The organism is Endozoicomonas sp. SESOKO4, assembly GCF_024606275.1.
In genome coordinates this window covers 1-16,504 of sequence record NZ_JAHHPS010000053.1, presented here as the reverse complement: position 1 = coordinate 16,504, position 16,504 = coordinate 1, and the positions used below count along the sequence as shown (strand labels likewise).

Here is a 16,504-nt window from a genome sequence, read left to right as displayed (position 1 = left end):
CTCTGGATATGAGTGAAGGGGTGCGAAAAGTCAATGTTGACGACATCTCAAAAGAAGAGATCAAAGGCTGGAAACCCGGTGACACAGTACTGCTGTCAGGAAAAATCCTGACGGGTCGCGATGCTGCCCACAAGCGCATGGTTGATATGATGTCCTGTGGTGAAGAGCTGCCTGTTGATTTGAAAGGTCGCTTTATTTATTACGTAGGACCTGTTGATCCGGTTCGTGATGAAGTGGTTGGTCCGGCGGGTCCGACGACTTCTACCCGTATGGACAAATTTACCCGCACTATGCTGGAGCAGACAGGTCTGGCTGGAATGATTGGCAAGGCTGAACGGGGTGATGCTGCGATTGATGCGATCAGGGATAACGAATCTGTCTATCTGATCGCCGTGGGTGGAGCCGCCTATCTGGTTTCCCAGGCTGTCAAGAAAGCAGAAGTGGTTGCCTTCCCTGAGCTGGGGATGGAAGCCATCTACGAATTTGAGGTCAAGGATATGCCAGTGACCGTAGCGGTGGATCACACCGGTGATTCTGTCCACAAAACCGGACCACAAATCTGGAAGCAGAAAATTGAAGAGCAGGTTCTTGATATCAAATAAGTGTTCAGGCGCCTGAATTGGGTCAGCTTCCTGGGGCTGGCCTTGTTTCATTCGTTTCTTTATTCCTCCGTTTTCTCTCTCCTGATGACTTTTTACCCACTTTATGGGTTTGCCGAGTCTTCTTCCTTGCCTGATTAAATGCTGTCAATAATGCCGTAATCTGGATGTCAGACCAGAGAAAAGCGGGGTTCTATAATCAATTTATAAGACCGTTCAGTAAGGGCGAATTATGGTTGACGATTCTGATCAGGGTGATGAGCCCACTTCAGGTCCGGGAAATCTTGAAAAAGGTGAGTTTCTTTTTTTCTGGAAGAGCTTGTTTGCAAGGGTTAAACGGTTTTTCTCTGACAGGGAAGTCATTCTCAGAATAGATGATGATTCCAGAGTCGTACGGGCTAATTTGTTGAACCTTCAGATTGAAGATCGATTTGAGCACTTCTGGATTGAAGAGCGGGCAGAGGGTGTTGAAGAAGACGGTGATTCTGATTCGGTCGTTGGGCACGAGCTGTTTTCAGAGCTACTGGCTGCTGAAGAAGAGTGGATAAGATTGCAACGGATCAGGAATCAATTCCGGAAAAACAACGATTAGGGGCAACTGCTTTTGCGTCCCTGGCAAATCGCTAAAGAAGGCCTGTCTGCTTCTGCTCACAGGCCTTTCGTTCATTCAGGAGTCAAAAAAGGTAAACTGAACGTCTACCGTTTTTTACAGAGCCTGAATCGCTTTGAGCTGTTCATCCAAACGTTCTCTGGCAGCCAGGGCTTCGGCCAACTTTCCGCGCTCTTTTTCAACCACTTCGGGTTTGGCGTTGTTGATGAACTTTTCATTGGCCAGTTTGCCTTCAAAGCGCTGAACCTCCTTATTCAGTCGTTCAACTGCTTTGCTCAGACGGGCTGCTTCCTTGTCCTTGTCGATCAGGCCAGCCATCGGTACCAAAACTTCCATCTTGCCGACCAATTGAGTGGTTGACATAGGCGCTTCTTCGTCAGAGTTCAGTGCACGAATGTCTGACAATTTAGCCAAAGACTTAAGAAAAGTGCTGTTTTCATCAAGACGACGATAGTCGTCAGAAGAGAGGTTGCGCAGCAGTACATTCAGTTCACGACTAGGGCCAATATTGAGTTCAGCACGGATATTGCGGATGCCGGTGATAAAGCCTTTCAGCCATTCGATGTCCTGCTCGGCAGTTTCGTCCAGCTTGCTTTCATCAAAAGTCGGGTAGCTCTGCAGCATCAGGGTTTCACCTTTAACGCCGGCTTCTTTCTTGATGTTCTGCCAGATCTCTTCAGTAATAAACGGCATGAATGGGTGAGCCAGACGCATAATGGTTTCCAGAACCCGAACCAGTGTACGACGGGTTCCACGTTTCAGGGCTTCGGAAGCGTCTTCATTCCATAGCACAGGCTTGGAAAGCTCCAGATACCAGGCACAGTATTCATTCCAGATGAAGTCGTACAGATTCTGGGAGGCGTGATCCAGACGGAAGTCCGTCAGGTTCTTTTCAAGTTGGGCTTCCAGACGTTGCAGTCGGGAAATAACCCACTTGTCCGCCAGGGTCAGTTCAATGTCCTCACCATGCTGGCCACAGTCCTCACCCTTAGTGTTCATCTGAACGTAGTTGGCTGCGTTCCAGATCTTGTTGCAGAAGTTTCTATAACCTTCCAGACGTTTCATATCCCAGTTAATGTCACGACCGGTAGAAGCCAGTGAGTAGAGGGTGTAACGCAGAGCGTCAGTACCGTGCGCCGCTATGCCTTCAGTGAAGGTTTTACGGGTACGTTTTTTCAATTTTTGCCGCCAGTTGTGGCTGCATCATATTGCCGGTGCGTTTTTCAACCAGATCTTCCAGACTGATGCCGTCGATCATATCCAGAGGGTCCAGCACGTTACCCTTGGACTTGGACATCTTGTCGCCATTCTCATCACGAATCAGGCCGGTCATATAGACGTACTTGAAGGGTACCTGAGGGTTGCCGTCTTCATCTTTGACAAAATGCATGGTCATCATGATCATCCGGGCAACCCAGAAGAAAATGATGTCAAAGCCGGAAACCAGAACATCTGTGGGGTGGAAGGTTTTCAGACGCTCTGTGTTTTCAGGCCAGCCCAGGGTGCCAAAAGTCCAGAGTGCAGCAGAGAACCAGGTATCCAGCACGTCGTCGTCCTGTCTCAGGCTGACTCCGGCCGGAATGTTGTTTTCCTGTCGTACGTCTTCTTCACTGCGACCTACATAAACATTCCCTTTTTCATCATACCAGGCTGGAATGCGGTGGCCCCACCAGAGTTGGCGGGAGATACACCAGTCCTGGATATCCTGCATCCAGGAAAAGTACATGTTTTCGTACTGTTTGGGGACAAACTGAATGCGGCCATCTTTAACCGCTTCAATGGCAGGTTTTGCCAGCGGCTCGGCACGGACAAACCACTGATCCGTTAGCAGAGGTTCGATGACAACGTCTGAACGGTCGCCGTATGGCACCATCAGTTCGTGATCCTTGATCTCTTCCAGTAGCCCGGCTGCTTCAAAGTCAGCGATGATGGCTCTACGTGCGGCAAAACGCTCCATGCCACGGTATTTCTCAGGGATGGGGGCGTCAATGTCGTGATTGTTGGAACCATCAATGTTAAAGACTTCACCCCGTTCACTGATATGCCCTTCCAGAGTCATGACATTGATCATGGGCAGACCGCAACGCTTACCCACTTCGTTATCGTTGAAGTCATGAGCTGGAGTGATTTTTACACAACCTGTGCCTTTTTCTATGTCAGCATGTTCATCGGCAACGACAGGAATACGACGGTTGACCAGTGGCAGAATAATGTCTTTTCCGATCAGGCTCTTGTAGCGTTCGTCTTCGGGATTAACGGCAACACCTGTGTCCCCCAGCATGGTTTCCGGACGGGTTGTGGCGACCACAATGTAGTCTTTGCCTTCTGCGGTTTTTTCGCCATCAGCCAGAGGGTAACGCAAGTGCCACATGTGACCCCTGACATCCTTGTTCAGCACTTCCAGATCAGAGATGGCGGTATGAAGTTTGGGGTCCCAGTTGACCAGGCGTTTGCCACGATAGATCAGATTGTCTTTGTATAGGCGAACGAATACTTCCTGAACAGCTTTGTAGAAGCCTTTGTCCATGGTGAAGCGTTCATTGTCCCAGTCAACAGAGGCTCCGAGACGACGCAGCTGACGGGTGATGTTATCACCGGACTTTTCTTTCCATTCCCAGATCTTGTCGGTAAAGGCTGCACGGCCGAAATCGTGACGTGTCTTGCCTTCTTCAGCCTGCACTTTACGCTCTACCACCATCTGTGTAGCAATACCGGCATGGTCAGTACCCACCTGCCACAGGGTATTACTGCCTTTCATGCGCTGGTAACGAATCAGGGCGTCCATAATAGAGTCCTGAAAAGCATGACCCATATGCAGACTGCCGGTGACATTGGGCGGTGGAATCATGATGGAGTAGGGAGAGCCCTTGCCGGAGGGGGCAAAGTAGCCTTTTTCTTCCCAGGTCTGATACCAGCTGCGCTCAATCGCGTGAGGGTTAAACGTTTTTTCCATAACTACAGGGTTCTGACAGGTTCTGATCTAAACCGCGCAGTATACACGGAACAGGCAGGGCAGTGTTAATCCGACAGATTTTCGGGCATCTGGTCCAGAAGATGATCCAGGTAGTTGTTTAGCTCGCGGTTCAGCTGAGCTTCGACCCTGACCAGCTCTTCATCAATGATTTCCCGGATGAGCAGTCGGGCCTGTTTGCGTAGCCGGGTTTTCAGTTCTGATTGTTTGACGCCGCGGTTAAGCGGAGGTTTCAGAGTAGGCGGTTCCTGCGGTTCAGTCTGTTGATAATTCTCTGTGACATCCAGAATTGTGACAGTCTGTCTGGTTTCTTCCTGGTCAGCAAGGTCGGTGAGAACAGGGATGTGTTGATTGAGATGATCATTACGATCTATCTCATCCTTTAAGAGGGTTTTCAGTCTTTCCTGTTCATCCAGCAGACCTTCCGTCTTTTTCTGGCTCATGTGCTTTACCCGCTAATGGCTTTAACCCTGTATTTGGTGGGTTTCTGGCTGGATGCCGTCTGCAACGTAAGCCCTGAACTTTTCACGGAGAACCTCAACCGGACCCGGACTCTGATCAACAATTTCGCAAGTTCGGACAAAGTTTTTGTAAAAGGCCGGAATTTGATTGGACAGATTGATCAGCAGGGTGTTGTCGTCCATCGATTTCGGTGGTTTATATCCCAGGGTGATCGGCGCCCCCGTGGCTTTGCTGTTGATGATCTGGTGCGGCAGGAAACTATCTTCACGCCACTCCCAAAGCAGTCGGTCGAGAGTTTCGCACTGGATGTCATTATCCGTATGAATATGAACAGCCATACCATTACGCCACGCTCTGTCGGTCAACCGACAGGCGAATTTTTTAACGGCTTGTGCTGACTGCTGTTGCAGCAAATAGAAGGTTACTCGGGACATGAGGTTGAGTGTAATGGGAAATGATGCTGGTTGAAAGGTCGCTGACTTCTATCCGTCGTGAGTCGGATATTGAAAGCTGCGTTGAAGCTTTTCCGAAAGCGGGGTTGTGAGTCTCCATCGATCCGCAACCCCAAAGAGTATTAAAGCTGGTTAAGCAGATATTGAATCAGCATGGGGACGGGGCGACCGGTAGCGCCTTTGGCTTTACCGGAAGTCCATGCCGTACCGGCGATGTCCAGGTGAGCCCATGGGTAGCTTTCTGTAAAGCGCGCCAGGAAACAGGCGGCTGTGATGGTGCCAGCCGAACGGCCACCGATGTTGGCCATATCGGCAAAGTTGGAATCCAGCTGAGCCTGGTACTCTTCACCCATTGGCAGCTGCCAGGCTTGGTCAGAAGCGTCTTTGGAGGCTTTCAGCAGTGCTTCAGCCAGCTCATCATTGTTACTCAGAAGACCGGTGGTGTGGTGACCCAGGGCAATGACGCAGGCACCTGTAAGTGTGGCAACATCGATCACAGCTTTGGGCTTGTAACGCTCAGCGTAGGTCAGAGCGTCGCAGAGTACCAGGCGGCCTTCGGCGTCGGTATTAAGGATCTCAATGGTCTGACCCGACATTGAGGTTACGATGTCGCCCGGACGGGTAGCGTTGCCACTGGGCATATTCTCGGCGGCGGCGACCATGCCCACGATATTGATGGGCAGGTTCAGTGCCAGAATGGTCTGCATGGCGCCAAAAATACTGGCTGCACCACACATGTCGAATTTCATTTCGTCCATGGCGGCCCCTGGCTTCAGGGAAATACCACCAGTATCAAAGGTGATGCCTTTACCCAGCAGGACTATTGGTTTCTCGCCACGTTTGCCGCCTTTGTAGTCCATCAGGATCAACTTGGATTCCTGATCGGAGCCCTGGCCTACGGAAAGCAGAGAGTTCATACCCAGATCAGACATCTGTTTTTCGCCCAGAATCTTGGCGGTCATCCTGGCATGGGATTTCGCCAAAGCTTTGGCCTGGTCTGCCAGATAAGTCGGGTGGCAGACGTTGCCAGGCAGGTTGCCCAGAGTTCGAGCCAGGTTACGGCCTTCACCAATGGCCTGGCCTTCAGCAATAGCCTGATTCAGAGCTTTTGCCTGTTTGCGCTCAGCCAGAAACGTGACCTTCTTCAATGTCAGTGCATCGGCACTTTTGCTCTTGAACTCGTCGAACCGGTAGAATGCATAGACAACGGCTTCTACCAGCTGGCGAACTTTCCAGCTGTGGTCCTTGCCATCTACATCGATATCTTCCAGAGACACCAGTGCGTCTTTGGCAGAGGCCGTCTTCAGTTCAGAGGCAACGGCTTGGGCGAGCTTGATGAACTCACTTTCTTTCAGGGGTGCTTTTCCTTCGCCGGTCGCACAGAGCAAAATTCGCTCAGAGGGGATTTCCGGAACGTGCTGGAGCAACAGGGTCTGACCTGCCTTGTACTTGAGGTCGCCACGTTTGACAATGTTGTCGATGGCACCCTTGCTGGCCTCGTTTACGGCTGATGCTGAGGCGGTAAGCTTTTTCTTCTGCACACCCAGAACCAGGCAGGCAGTTTTCTGCTTCTCTACCGCTCCGCTTTTTACGATAAATTGCATGGTTGCTCCCATAGGACACTTGTCCAGTTATAACTCACGGGGATGCCCCCGATCTCCTGTTAATCTTTCTGACAAATCCCTGATAAATACTCCTGATTGTGCCTTTGACGCTGGCAGCCAAGAGTTACGATTTCGATGGCACCGACAGACACCTGAGTTAGCCCTGTGTGACTCTTGCGGCTACACCCTTTTTTTGCAAAAGGAATGTAAATGATGAGACTTCTTTCATCCGGGCTATAAACTCGAACAGGTTTGTTGGATAATTGTCAGGTCGGGTATTTGAACAGAGCTTGCACAAGAAGTGAATTCCCGCAAGGCTTTCAGAGATAGATTTTAGTCCGTTTATTGTATCAATGTGTCGACAACTGTCTTTCCGGGCAGAAAAAACGTGTTTTGATGGTCGACAAGTAGCCAGGACTGCTCTCTCATCTGGAACCGTAGTACTTACCGTATCTCTCAGGTAAGTGAGTTTTACTTTCAATGAACCGGCGGAAACAGTAACTCAAGATCATGCCTTCGATCCTTTTTCGATACCTGGCCAAAGAAATGCTCAAGGTCACATTGGCCGTTACCGGTGTTGTGCTCCTGATTATCATGAGTGGCCGTTTTGTGAACTATCTTGCACAGGCTGCCAATGGCTCGCTGAACGCCGACATCCTTTTTGCCATCATGGGTTACAGAATGCCCGAGTTCCTGGTGATGATTATTCCCATGGGGTTGTTTCTGGGCATTATCATGGCTTATGGCAGGCTCTACGCAGAAAATGAAATGACAGTTATGGGGGCTTGTGGTGTCAGTCAGGGACAGTTGCTGCGCATGACCATGATTCCCGCCCTGGGTGTCATGATAGTGGTGGCTCTTCTGAGTATTCTTGTCGCTCCCTGGGGGATAAAGCAGGTCGAAACCATTCTTCATCAGCAGGATTCCATGACTGAGTTCGACACACTGGTGCCGGGTCGGTTTCAAAAGTTTGAGGGAGCTAACCGGGTCACTTACACCGAGTCGCTGACAGATGACAATCAGCAGATGGACAAGGTGTTTATTGCTCACCAGTCAGCCGATCGTGACAGTACAGGGATGTCCCTGGTGTTGGCAGAGCGTGGTCGTATATCTACCACGGAGGAGGCCGGACAGCGATATCTGATCCTGAGTGATGGCTATCGTTACGATCTGACGCCCGGCGGCAAGAAAGTCAGGGTGACCCGGTATGAAACCTATGGCATCCGAATGGAAGAGAGTGCGGTCGCTGAAGAGATCAGTAAAGAGCAGGCTCTACCCACCTCGACATTGCTAGGCTCGGATAATTCCACCTATATAGCGGAGTTGCAGTGGCGAATGTCACTGCCATTATTGATCCCGATTATTGTGTTGCTGGCCGTCCCGCTCTCAAAAGTGAATCCCAGGCAGGGTCGTTTCGTGAAACTCCTGCCCGGTGTATTGCTCTATCTGCTATATCTGGCGTTGCTGATTTTGAGTCGTGGAATGGTTGATGATGGGCGTCTTTCCCCACAAATGGGTGTCTGGTGGGTGCATGGGATTTACCTGCTGCTTGGATTGATCTTTTATTTTCAGGAGCCTTTGCAGGCTATGATTGCCAGAAGGAAAGTTACTCATGCGTAAGCTGGACCGTTATATCGCATGGAACGTAATGGCTTCCATGGTCGTGGTGCTTTTGATTCTGGTGGTGCTGGAATCCATGTTCGCTTTTCTGGGGGAGCTGGATAATGTTCGTGCTAATTATCAGATAGCGGATGTGGTCGTCTATATTTTGCTCCTCATCCCCAAGAAGATTTACGAATTTATCCCGGTGTCTGCCTTGATTGGCTGTCTTGCTGGTCTGGGCAACATGGCCTCAAACAGTGAACTGGTGGTCATGAGAGCGGCAGGTGTTTCGTTGTGGCGGATGGTCTGGTCAGTGATGAAGCCTGCTTTGGTGTTGATTTGCATAGGTATTGTGTTGGGTGAGTACGTGGCACCCACCACAGAACAGATTGCCGAAACCCGGAAGAATATCGCCCGATCTCACAATGGCGAATATTCCGGTGCAGGGGTCTGGCACCGTGAAGGCAATGAATTTATGTATTTTAACGCGGTCGAGCCTAATGGCGTGCTCTACGGTGTGAGTCGATATGTCTTTGATGATGATATGAAACTCAAGGAAAGCTCGTTTGCCAGAAGGGCGATCTATCAGCAGGATCACTGGCTGCTTGAGGATGTCACCCTCAGTCGTATGCAAGGCGATAAAGTGGTCTCAGAAAAAGTGAATACAGAGCCCTGGGATACCAACCTGACAACAACGCTCTTGAAAGTGGTGGTGGTTGAGCCGGATGGCTTGTCTATATCCGGCCTGAATACTTATACCCGTTATCTGGAAGAGCAGGGGCTGGATACGGGTGAATATGCGCTGGCGTTCTGGACAAAAGCACTGCAACCGTTGTCTGTTTTTTCCCTGGTACTGGTAGGAATCTCTTTTGTTTTCGGCCCCTTGCGCTCGGTCAGTATGGGGCTGAGAATCTTTTCGGGGGTGATTACCGGGGTTATATTCATGATTGTGCAGAGCCTGCTGGGGCCTTCCAGCCTGGTGTTTGGTTTCCCGCCAGTGTTGTCTGTTTTGCTGCCGGTTTTGATCTGTGTTGCTATAGGGTCTTTACTGCTATACAGAGCTGCCTGATGACTAAGTGTTACGTTATTTCGTAAGCTATTGGGTTGTTTTTTTAGGGCAAAGGCTAATGGAGATGAGGTTAGACGAGGGCAGTCACTTTCTGGCATTGGCTGCCTGCTATCTGTCTGGTCAGGACTTTTGTTTAGGAATGTACAGTGTTCTGGACCGGGACAACCGATCTTGCCAGCTGAGATGTTCTCGATCCCACAGGCACCAGAAGACACCCAGCCCACAGAGCATAAGGGCAGGAATAGCGGTCAGTGTTCGAATCAGGCATTGACCGATGGAAATATAACCCCCTTCCCGATCGACAATTTGAATGTTCCACGCCTGCATACCCAGAGTCTGGCCTCGACGGGACCAGAAAAAGGCAAAGAAGCTAAAAATGCTCAGAAAAAGTGCAGCATAAAAGATAGGTCCGCCGATGGATTGCCCGCTCTCTGTCATGGCCTTGAGTTCTTTAGCCCCATACACCTTCATCTGAATACCCAGGTTGATAAAACCCACCAGAAACATAATGGCCAAAACCAGAAAACTGTCGTAGATCATGGCAGCCAGTCGCCGCCAGACGGGTGCGGGTTGAGTCTGCTTCTTTTGAGATGTGCCTGACATAAAAACTCCTGTAACAGGCCGCGCAGTTTATCAGTTTCTGTCTTTATGGGCAGCTATGAGATGATCGGACTCGAGTTATATTGATGATATTATTATGGTGAGTCGGAGGTGTTTTATGCATCCTGCCAGTTAATCAAACAGCGAACCCTGTTGATTAGGGAGGCCACCTTCCAGATTAAGTAGCTTTTCTTTAGCCGGTTTACCACCGGCATAGCCCTGTAGCTCACCATTGCTGGCAATAACCCGGTGGCAGGGAATCAGTATTGAAATGCCGTTGGCACCATTGGCATTGGCGACGGCTCTCAGGGCATTTCTGTTGCCTATGGATTCTGCCAGTCCGGCATAGGTGGTGGTCACTCCATAGGGAATATCCTGAAGAGCTTGCCAAACCTGCTTTTGGAAAGCGGTACCTACCAGGAGCAGCGGCACTGAAAAGGTATTCCGCTCTTTACGAAAATACTCCTCCAACTGCTGACGGGTATACTCTATAACTTCGTCGTCTTTCTCGACATACTCAGCTTTGAGCCCATTTTTGACGCGAGCATCAATCCGCAATCTTTTCTTTCGATAGCGCCAGTCACACAGGCACAGCTGCTGGTCAAAGGTACCCAGCATCAGCTCACCAACGGGTGACTTGTAGTATTGGATGTTGATGGTGTTCATAGGAAAGCGTTATAACATATTTTGGCCTGGGATCGTTCTTTTAAGGTGGAAATTATGCTTTGAGGGCTCATTCCCACTCTAAAGAGAAAACAAAGGATAGCTATAAATTTGCTGAATTTCTTAATGCTTAAACAGCTCTCAATAATTTGAAGTCAGACTTATCATGACGCTCCGGCAATTGTTCCTCGGGTTCTCCCCAGGTTCTATTGACCATCCTGCCACGTTTTACTGCCGGGCGAGAGGCAATCTGTTCTGCCCAGCGTTTAACGTTCTTATAAGAGTCCACACTTAAAAACTCTGCAGCGTTGTATAGCTGACCCAAGACCAAAGCACCGTACCAGGGCCAAATCGCGATATCAGCGATGGAGTATTCAGTGCCTGCTATATAGGCATTGTTCGCTAATTGCTTATCCAATACATCCAACTGGCGTTTCACTTCCATGGTGTAACGATTAATCGGGTATTCAAACTTCTCAGGTGCATAGGCATAAAAATGACCAAAGCCCCCACCTAAAAAGGGCGCACTACCCATTTGCCAGAATAACCAGGACATGACTTCTGGACGGCCTTCATTTTGCGGCAAAAACTCGCCAAATTTTTCCGCAAGGTGAACCAGAATGGCACCGGATTCAAAAACACGAACCGGCGTCTCGCCACTGTTATCGATCAATGCCGGAATCTTGGAATTAGGGTTGATATCGACAAACCCGCTACTGAATTGGTCTCCTTCCATGATCTTGATGGGATAGGCATCATATTCGGCTTGATCAATGTTTTTCTCTAACAGCTCTTCCAGCATGATGGTGACTTTGACTCCATTGGGAGTAGCCAACGAATACAGCTGGAACGGGTGCTTTCCCCCAGGCAGTTCCTGATCATGTGTCTTACCTGATACCGGACGATTGATATTGGCAAACTGGCCACCGGATTCATCGTCCCATGTCCAAACCGCCGGGGGAATGTATTGAACTTGTTCGCTCATGCTCTCTATCCTCAAATCAGTCGACCCATACTAGCTCTGAATGCCTTGCGTGAACAGACAATGAAGCGGATAAAACGGTTTCATAAATGGAACACTCAACCAGGAACTTCGTTTAGCTGCCAGGTGCTGCCCGGGAATTGGAATTTTTTTTCCTTCTCATTGTCAAAGGTTGTCAAGGACATTTTGATAAGGGTAAGAAAATATGGATGTAACAGGCAAAAATACTGATACCATAACCGGATCAGGCTTAACTTCCGAAGCCAGTGATTGTAGAGCGACAGGGAATTATAAATGGCTGACGGTACGGCCCACTGAAGACAAAGAGGGGCTTTTCAATCCTGCCAATTATGTATCTGACAACGCTGGAGTATCTGAAAGCAGATCCTCAGGCCCTGACGGCTTGTTTTCACTTAGCGGCTGCACAGTCAGTCATTCCAGAGCTTACAGCCCGAAAACCATCGGAAGAGAAGCAGGAGCTGAAGATAATCAGAAAGTAGCCCTCAGTTTTGGCCAGGTAGGGCAGCCGAAGTTACTGGAATTACTGACTTCAAAACAGGCTGTAAAACCACGTGTCGAAGAAGCATTAGAAAAACTTGCTCGACAGTTTGATAAATTACATGTCAATGTCAGTACAATGGATAAAGTCAATGAGTTGAAAAGAGAGATTAAGGAATACATTGATACTGGTAATCTTACTGTTACTATTACTGACACCTACATTGAGAATGATTTTAAAATTTTAAATGGTTCTGAATCAGTAAAAAAAATAACGAATGATATTCAAGAAACAGCACGGGAGATCGCTATTTGGGCGGGAGTCGAAAAAAATAATCTGAAAGTACTCACCTACATTATTGAACAAGGGTTCCCCATCGAACAAAAAAATGGCTGGGTGGATCTTAATCCTGAGTCTACCGTATACCTCCCTTTTGATACGATGGAAAAGTTGGTCGGTAACTGCAAAACAGGTTTTCCGGACCTGTTATTCGTCAAGGCTATTTTTGCTGATGCTGATCCTCGCTTTGACGTTCTTTCCGAGGCAGTTTTAAATTCCATATACGGTCATGATGAATTATTTCAGGAGGCAATAGCACAATCAATACCAGCAGCTTCATATAGAAGGTTAATGTTTTTTTTTAATTACCTTCGTTGTAAATGTAATGCCCGTGACATGATAAGAGACCTTATAACTCATAGTTTCGAATACCACCGCATTGCTATGCTTTACAGGATTAGTAAATACCATCGAAGCATAGTACTGGTATTTGTTCTTGAAGCTATTGCACAACAATCACAAAAAGAAGCACAGGAGCAAGTCCGTAAAATTATGGGTTCATTTTGTCAGGATGAACAGCAAGTGATTGCAATGATTGCTATTTTGGGAGGACTGCACCAATGTGCTGAATTATTGACTGAAATAGGTATTACTGTCACCAGACAGGCGTTTATAGAGGCATCGGTTAATCTTGAAAATTCTCCTTTTCTTATGGCTAAAGAGGCTGGTCTGACTAATGAACGATTGTTTGTCAATACAGTGAATCGAGTCGCTCCGTTTTTATGGACCTTGCCCGATAAATTCGGACAGCAGTTGGATCAGGAATGCTTTCGGCTAGATAAAAAAGCAATGTCGTTTATCCAGCTTGTTATTGAGCAAATGCCTATTTGTCTGGAGGAAGGGGATGAATCGAAATATTGGTCAGGGCCGAATTATATAAATAAATTAGTTCTGGGAGATGTAAGCTTGTGGGCAGCAAAAATTTTTTCGGCAATGAATGATACCGGTTTGTCAAACAGATCAGGTCTTTTAAAGGAAGATGACCGGTACTGTGAGACATGGAACACCCTGATCAGCCAGGTTGGATGCTGCAATGGCCTCACCCGTCCTTATGATTTCATGAAATTCATGGACTGGCTTTTGATGGAGGGCCTGTCATGGGTTCGAGCGGGATCGGAATACCGTGAGCAAGAGGCAACCTTTTCACTCAGACTAAAAAGTTATCGGCCGGACTTGTGGCCGGATCCGGGTTATGAGGCTTCGACAACTTCATCAGCGTTATATAATGAACTGGTAGAATATAGCCATCTTGTCACTAACTTACATTTTGACATCATTGAATCATTTCTACGTCTTGCCCCTCCAAGCCATCGAATTCATGTGCTAAATAACTGGTTAAATAATCCTGATTGTGCAAAACAGCGGGAAGTCTTGTTTTGTAGATCTGTGTATCCCCTCAATACTATGGGAAGCCCAAACATTTGGCAGTTGCTGTTATCACTGGATAAAGATTATCAGCCACAGGAAAATCAGTTTGATAATGATTGGAAAAAGCTGAGTAATCCGCAGCAGTGGACAGCACCTCCGTCGATAGAATTATTTACAGGCGAGTCTGTCGAGGTTTACGGGCGTACGCTGGCCATTCAACGCACGGATGGCGGCTGGGATTATCTGAAATTTCTCAGCGATACAGAAAAACCGGAAGAGCTGGCAAGAGAGGGTAATAAAATCACCCTGATGGCAGCCATAGCCGACCAGCATGGCTTGAAAAGCTCGATTCCCGAAGTGGTCGGCAGATATCACTGGAATGATGTGCGGACTGATCTGGTGACATTAATACCGCCCACCAAAAAGGCCAAACTGGAGGAGAAGTGTCGCTACATTGATGGAAAGACAGGTTATTGCCTTCATCTGAAATCAACAAAAGATGCGCCTTATCATTTATACCCTTACGTTCTTGATCCAGTGACAAACTCAGATCAGATTCTCGAGGGGCTCTATAAGTATGCCCATGATTGTGGTGTTTTATTCAATTACGGATTATATGCTCCGGCGGTAATGGCAGCTGACCATGATTCAGTGACCCGGCGAAAGCATCATGTCCTTTCGTCTTATGTGGATGCCGCATCCGAGGGGAGAATGTTGCAGTGGAAAAAAGCTTCACAATATCCCAATGTGGGGCCCGTAGGCATGCGAGACACCGGTGACACGAAAACTATAAATGAACTGGGTGAAGATTATTTTTTCTCCAGCAGATGTCAGAAGTTTCTTGATTTTGAACAATCAGAGGATCGAGCCAAGGTGGCATTTTCAGAATTGGCAAAAAATGCCCAGGGGCTGGTATTGCAATATGCTCTGTGTTTTCAAAAACAGTTCAACTCTGACAGTAGGGAGTCAATACTCAATCATGAGCGTAAAATAAAAGTAATTTTGGCTACTCTGTTTCAAAAGGCGTTTCCCCAATTCACAGAAGAATGCGTGGGTCAGGCCATGAATGAAGATGAACTACTGTCGCAGGCTGTTAGAGAGGTTGTCTACTGGTGTGGAAAAGGCAAATTCGTTAACGATATAATGCAAAACATTATACCGAAATCGACATACCCAGGTTGTTCAGAAACGACCAATATTGTTGATTTCACTACACTGCAACCTCGTGAACTGGTCCCCGGCGTTGGTTTTGTTACACGGGATAATGAGCCTAACCTTGGCGTTACTTTTGGTGTCAATCCATTGGTTACGCTGAACGCATTGATTGTAAAGCTATTGGCCAAAGGAGTCCTGGCTTCTCTGTGAGTTCAATCTCTCAGGATAAACAACTTATTGCTGGATGACTGAGCGCTACCGTCAGACTCCCGGGAATACCTTGCATGAACAGGTCATAAAATGGATAAAACTATTTTACAGATGGAATACCAAAACGGGAGCTATGTTCAGCTGCCGGTATCATTCCCGGCTTTGATGATAGTCAGAGTGATATAGCCCACGTCGATACCAAACTTGGTCATAATGGATTCATTGATGATGACTTTATCGCTGACCAGATACATTTTGTCGTCTATCGACACTTCGAGAGGCTTGCCATTATAGAGGATATTCAGCACATACTCCATAAAGAAAGCATTCCCGGATGTTTTCACAGGCACTGCTTCTTTAACATCTCCAGCACTGGCCAGGTAACTGCCTTTGCCATCCGGCGCGAATGTCCAGATACGTTTTTGTTTTTCTCCGTCGTCAAAAATAAAATCCTCATCCAGGGTACCAATGCCTTGTTCGTCCCAGCTCCCTGTCATTGTGACATTAAAGTAGCGTATTACCTCGCCGCTTCGATTCTTCAGTATCCCATGAGCTGTCAAAGGGCCATTGAAAAAAACCGGTAATGAAAGACTGGGTTTGTTATTTTGATATTGGCTGATATCGACGGAGCTGCAGCCAAATAACAACAGGATCATTAGAAGGGTGCTAATTCGCAACATAGCTAAGCTCTCGATTGTTGACAGGTGTATGGAAATGATAGCGAATAGTGACGTCCAGATAATCACCATTTTTATCGCTGATATTAGAACGGCCAGAGAACGTCTTCAGCTTTTGACTTTGCTTGTCATAGCTGAGCATAAGCGGAGAAGAGAGCATGCGATACAACCAGCTGTCTGCAGCAATATTAAAGCAAATATGTGTATCTTTCAGATCTTTCTTGCATTTAACTGGTTTTATACGGAGATCGATTTTTCTTTGGTGGCTTGGTATCAGGTATTGAATGACTGTTTCTTTTTCCGTAATGAGAGAGTCCCAACTTGAACGAATATAATGATCGAAGCCGGCATCGATCACCAAGTCAGGAGATAAGGTGATGTCTGATTGTTCAGTGCCTTCCCCGAAGCCAGCTTTGTAAGAAACTTTGTATGCATCGCCGATAAACTCAGTTTTAATCAGTTCACCATTGCGCTGATTTTCCTGAATGATATCAGGCGCAATGTAGCTATCGCTGTAGTCGATGGTTTTGCGGGCGAAAACTTGGCCATCAGCCTCTTTATAAATAACATGATGAGAAAAGGTGTCTGGGAAGCTGTGCTCTTCGGTGTAGGCAAGCTGTTGTGTTCCCATGTGATATGCAT

At 47.7% G+C, this 16,504-nt stretch carries 13 protein-coding genes and 1 pseudogene; 5 read left to right on the top strand and 9 right to left on the bottom strand.

Annotated elements, in window-relative coordinates; genetic code table 11:
* On the top strand, positions 1 to 602 hold a 602-nt coding region (locus KDK16_RS00965; RefSeq protein WP_257274283.1), incomplete at its 5' end, for a fumarate hydratase C-terminal domain-containing protein.
* A 229-nt stretch (positions 603 to 831) separates the two neighbouring features.
* Positions 832 to 1,191, top strand: a complete 360-nt coding sequence (locus tag KDK16_RS00960; protein WP_257254190.1) for a hypothetical protein — start codon at positions 832 to 834, stop codon at positions 1,189 to 1,191.
* Between the two features lie 114 nt (positions 1,192 to 1,305).
* Here KDK16_RS00960 and KDK16_RS00955 read toward each other — a convergent pair.
* The 4 genes and pseudogenes from KDK16_RS00955 to KDK16_RS00940 all read right to left on the bottom strand — a co-directional run bounded on the left by KDK16_RS00955 (position 1,306) and on the right by KDK16_RS00940 (position 6,698).
* Positions 1,306 to 4,162, bottom strand: a pseudogene (locus KDK16_RS00955) (valine--tRNA ligase).
* 65 nt (positions 4,163 to 4,227) lie between these two features.
* Entirely contained in the window at positions 4,228 to 4,623 is a 396-nt protein-coding gene (locus KDK16_RS00950; RefSeq protein WP_257254186.1) for a hypothetical protein, read from the bottom strand.
* A 21-nt stretch (positions 4,624 to 4,644) separates the two neighbouring features.
* Positions 4,645 to 5,076 (bottom strand): DNA polymerase III subunit chi, encoded by a 432-nt coding sequence (locus tag KDK16_RS00945; protein WP_257254185.1) that lies wholly within the window; start codon positions 5,074 to 5,076, stop codon positions 4,645 to 4,647.
* Between the two features lie 140 nt (positions 5,077 to 5,216).
* Positions 5,217 to 6,698, bottom strand: coding sequence for a leucyl aminopeptidase (locus KDK16_RS00940; protein WP_257274282.1), 1,482 nt, complete (start codon positions 6,696 to 6,698; stop codon positions 5,217 to 5,219).
* A gap of 510 nt (positions 6,699 to 7,208) precedes the next feature.
* Here KDK16_RS00940 and lptF point away from each other — a divergent pair.
* Together lptF and lptG are read left to right on the top strand one after the other, a co-directional pair.
* On the top strand, positions 7,209 to 8,318 hold the full coding sequence (lptF, locus tag KDK16_RS00935) for an LPS export ABC transporter permease LptF (protein ID WP_257274280.1): 1,110 nt from the start codon (positions 7,209 to 7,211) through the stop codon (positions 8,316 to 8,318).
* Positions 8,311 to 9,369, top strand: a complete 1,059-nt coding sequence (gene lptG, locus KDK16_RS00930; protein WP_257274279.1) for an LPS export ABC transporter permease LptG — start codon at positions 8,311 to 8,313, stop codon at positions 9,367 to 9,369. Before lptF ends, lptG begins: the two co-directional genes overlap by 8 nt.
* A 120-nt stretch (positions 9,370 to 9,489) precedes the next feature.
* Here the strand turns inward: lptG and KDK16_RS00925 are convergent, their stop codons facing one another.
* The 3 genes from KDK16_RS00925 to yghU form a co-directional block, all read right to left on the bottom strand.
* The gene (locus tag KDK16_RS00925; protein WP_257274278.1) at positions 9,490 to 9,972 is read right to left on the bottom strand and encodes an RDD family protein; all 483 of its coding nucleotides are present in this window, start codon (positions 9,970 to 9,972) and stop codon (positions 9,490 to 9,492) included.
* A 129-nt stretch (positions 9,973 to 10,101) separates the two neighbouring features.
* Complete coding sequence (locus KDK16_RS00920; protein WP_257274277.1) at positions 10,102 to 10,635, bottom strand: methylated-DNA--[protein]-cysteine S-methyltransferase; 534 nt, start codon at positions 10,633 to 10,635, stop codon at positions 10,102 to 10,104.
* Between the two features lie 127 nt (positions 10,636 to 10,762).
* Positions 10,763 to 11,617 carry a glutathione-dependent disulfide-bond oxidoreductase gene (yghU, locus tag KDK16_RS00915; protein ID WP_257274276.1) on the bottom strand — a complete coding sequence of 285 codons (855 nt, stop codon included), beginning with the start codon at positions 11,615 to 11,617 and terminating at the stop codon, positions 10,763 to 10,765.
* Between the two features lie 202 nt (positions 11,618 to 11,819).
* On the opposite strand from yghU, the gene KDK16_RS00910 reads away from it, so the two are divergent.
* The gene (locus KDK16_RS00910) at positions 11,820 to 15,185 is read left to right on the top strand and encodes a hypothetical protein (RefSeq protein ID WP_257274275.1); all 3,366 of its coding nucleotides are present in this window, start codon (positions 11,820 to 11,822) and stop codon (positions 15,183 to 15,185) included.
* Positions 15,186 to 15,322: 137 nt separating this feature from the next.
* Here the strand turns inward: KDK16_RS00910 and KDK16_RS00905 are convergent, their stop codons facing one another.
* Positions 15,323 to 15,865 (bottom strand): DUF3833 domain-containing protein, encoded by a 543-nt coding sequence (locus KDK16_RS00905; protein WP_257274274.1) that lies wholly within the window; start codon positions 15,863 to 15,865, stop codon positions 15,323 to 15,325.
* The coding region (locus tag KDK16_RS00900; protein WP_257274273.1) for a hypothetical protein at positions 15,852 to 16,504 on the bottom strand (653 nt) is incomplete at its 5' end. The genes KDK16_RS00905 and KDK16_RS00900, both read right to left, overlap by 14 nt.

Coding starts and splice junctions, on each gene's coding strand:
- KDK16_RS00960 (WP_257254190.1), top strand. CDS start 832: ATGGTTGACGATTCTGATCAGGGTGATGAGCCCACTTCAGGTCCGGGA.
- KDK16_RS00950 (WP_257254186.1), bottom strand. CDS start 4,623: ATGAGCCAGAAAAAGACGGAAGGTCTGCTGGATGAACAGGAAAGACTG.
- KDK16_RS00945 (WP_257254185.1), bottom strand. CDS start 5,076: ATGTCCCGAGTAACCTTCTATTTGCTGCAACAGCAGTCAGCACAAGCC.
- KDK16_RS00940 (WP_257274282.1), bottom strand. CDS start 6,698: ATGCAATTTATCGTAAAAAGCGGAGCGGTAGAGAAGCAGAAAACTGCC.
- lptF (WP_257274280.1), top strand. CDS start 7,209: ATGCCTTCGATCCTTTTTCGATACCTGGCCAAAGAAATGCTCAAGGTC.
- lptG (WP_257274279.1), top strand. CDS start 8,311: ATGCGTAAGCTGGACCGTTATATCGCATGGAACGTAATGGCTTCCATG.
- KDK16_RS00925 (WP_257274278.1), bottom strand. CDS start 9,972: ATGTCAGGCACATCTCAAAAGAAGCAGACTCAACCCGCACCCGTCTGG.
- KDK16_RS00920 (WP_257274277.1), bottom strand. CDS start 10,635: ATGAACACCATCAACATCCAATACTACAAGTCACCCGTTGGTGAGCTG.
- yghU (WP_257274276.1), bottom strand. CDS start 11,617: ATGAGCGAACAAGTTCAATACATTCCCCCGGCGGTTTGGACATGGGAC.
- KDK16_RS00910 (WP_257274275.1), top strand. CDS start 11,820: ATGGATGTAACAGGCAAAAATACTGATACCATAACCGGATCAGGCTTA.
- KDK16_RS00905 (WP_257274274.1), bottom strand. CDS start 15,865: ATGTTGCGAATTAGCACCCTTCTAATGATCCTGTTGTTATTTGGCTGC.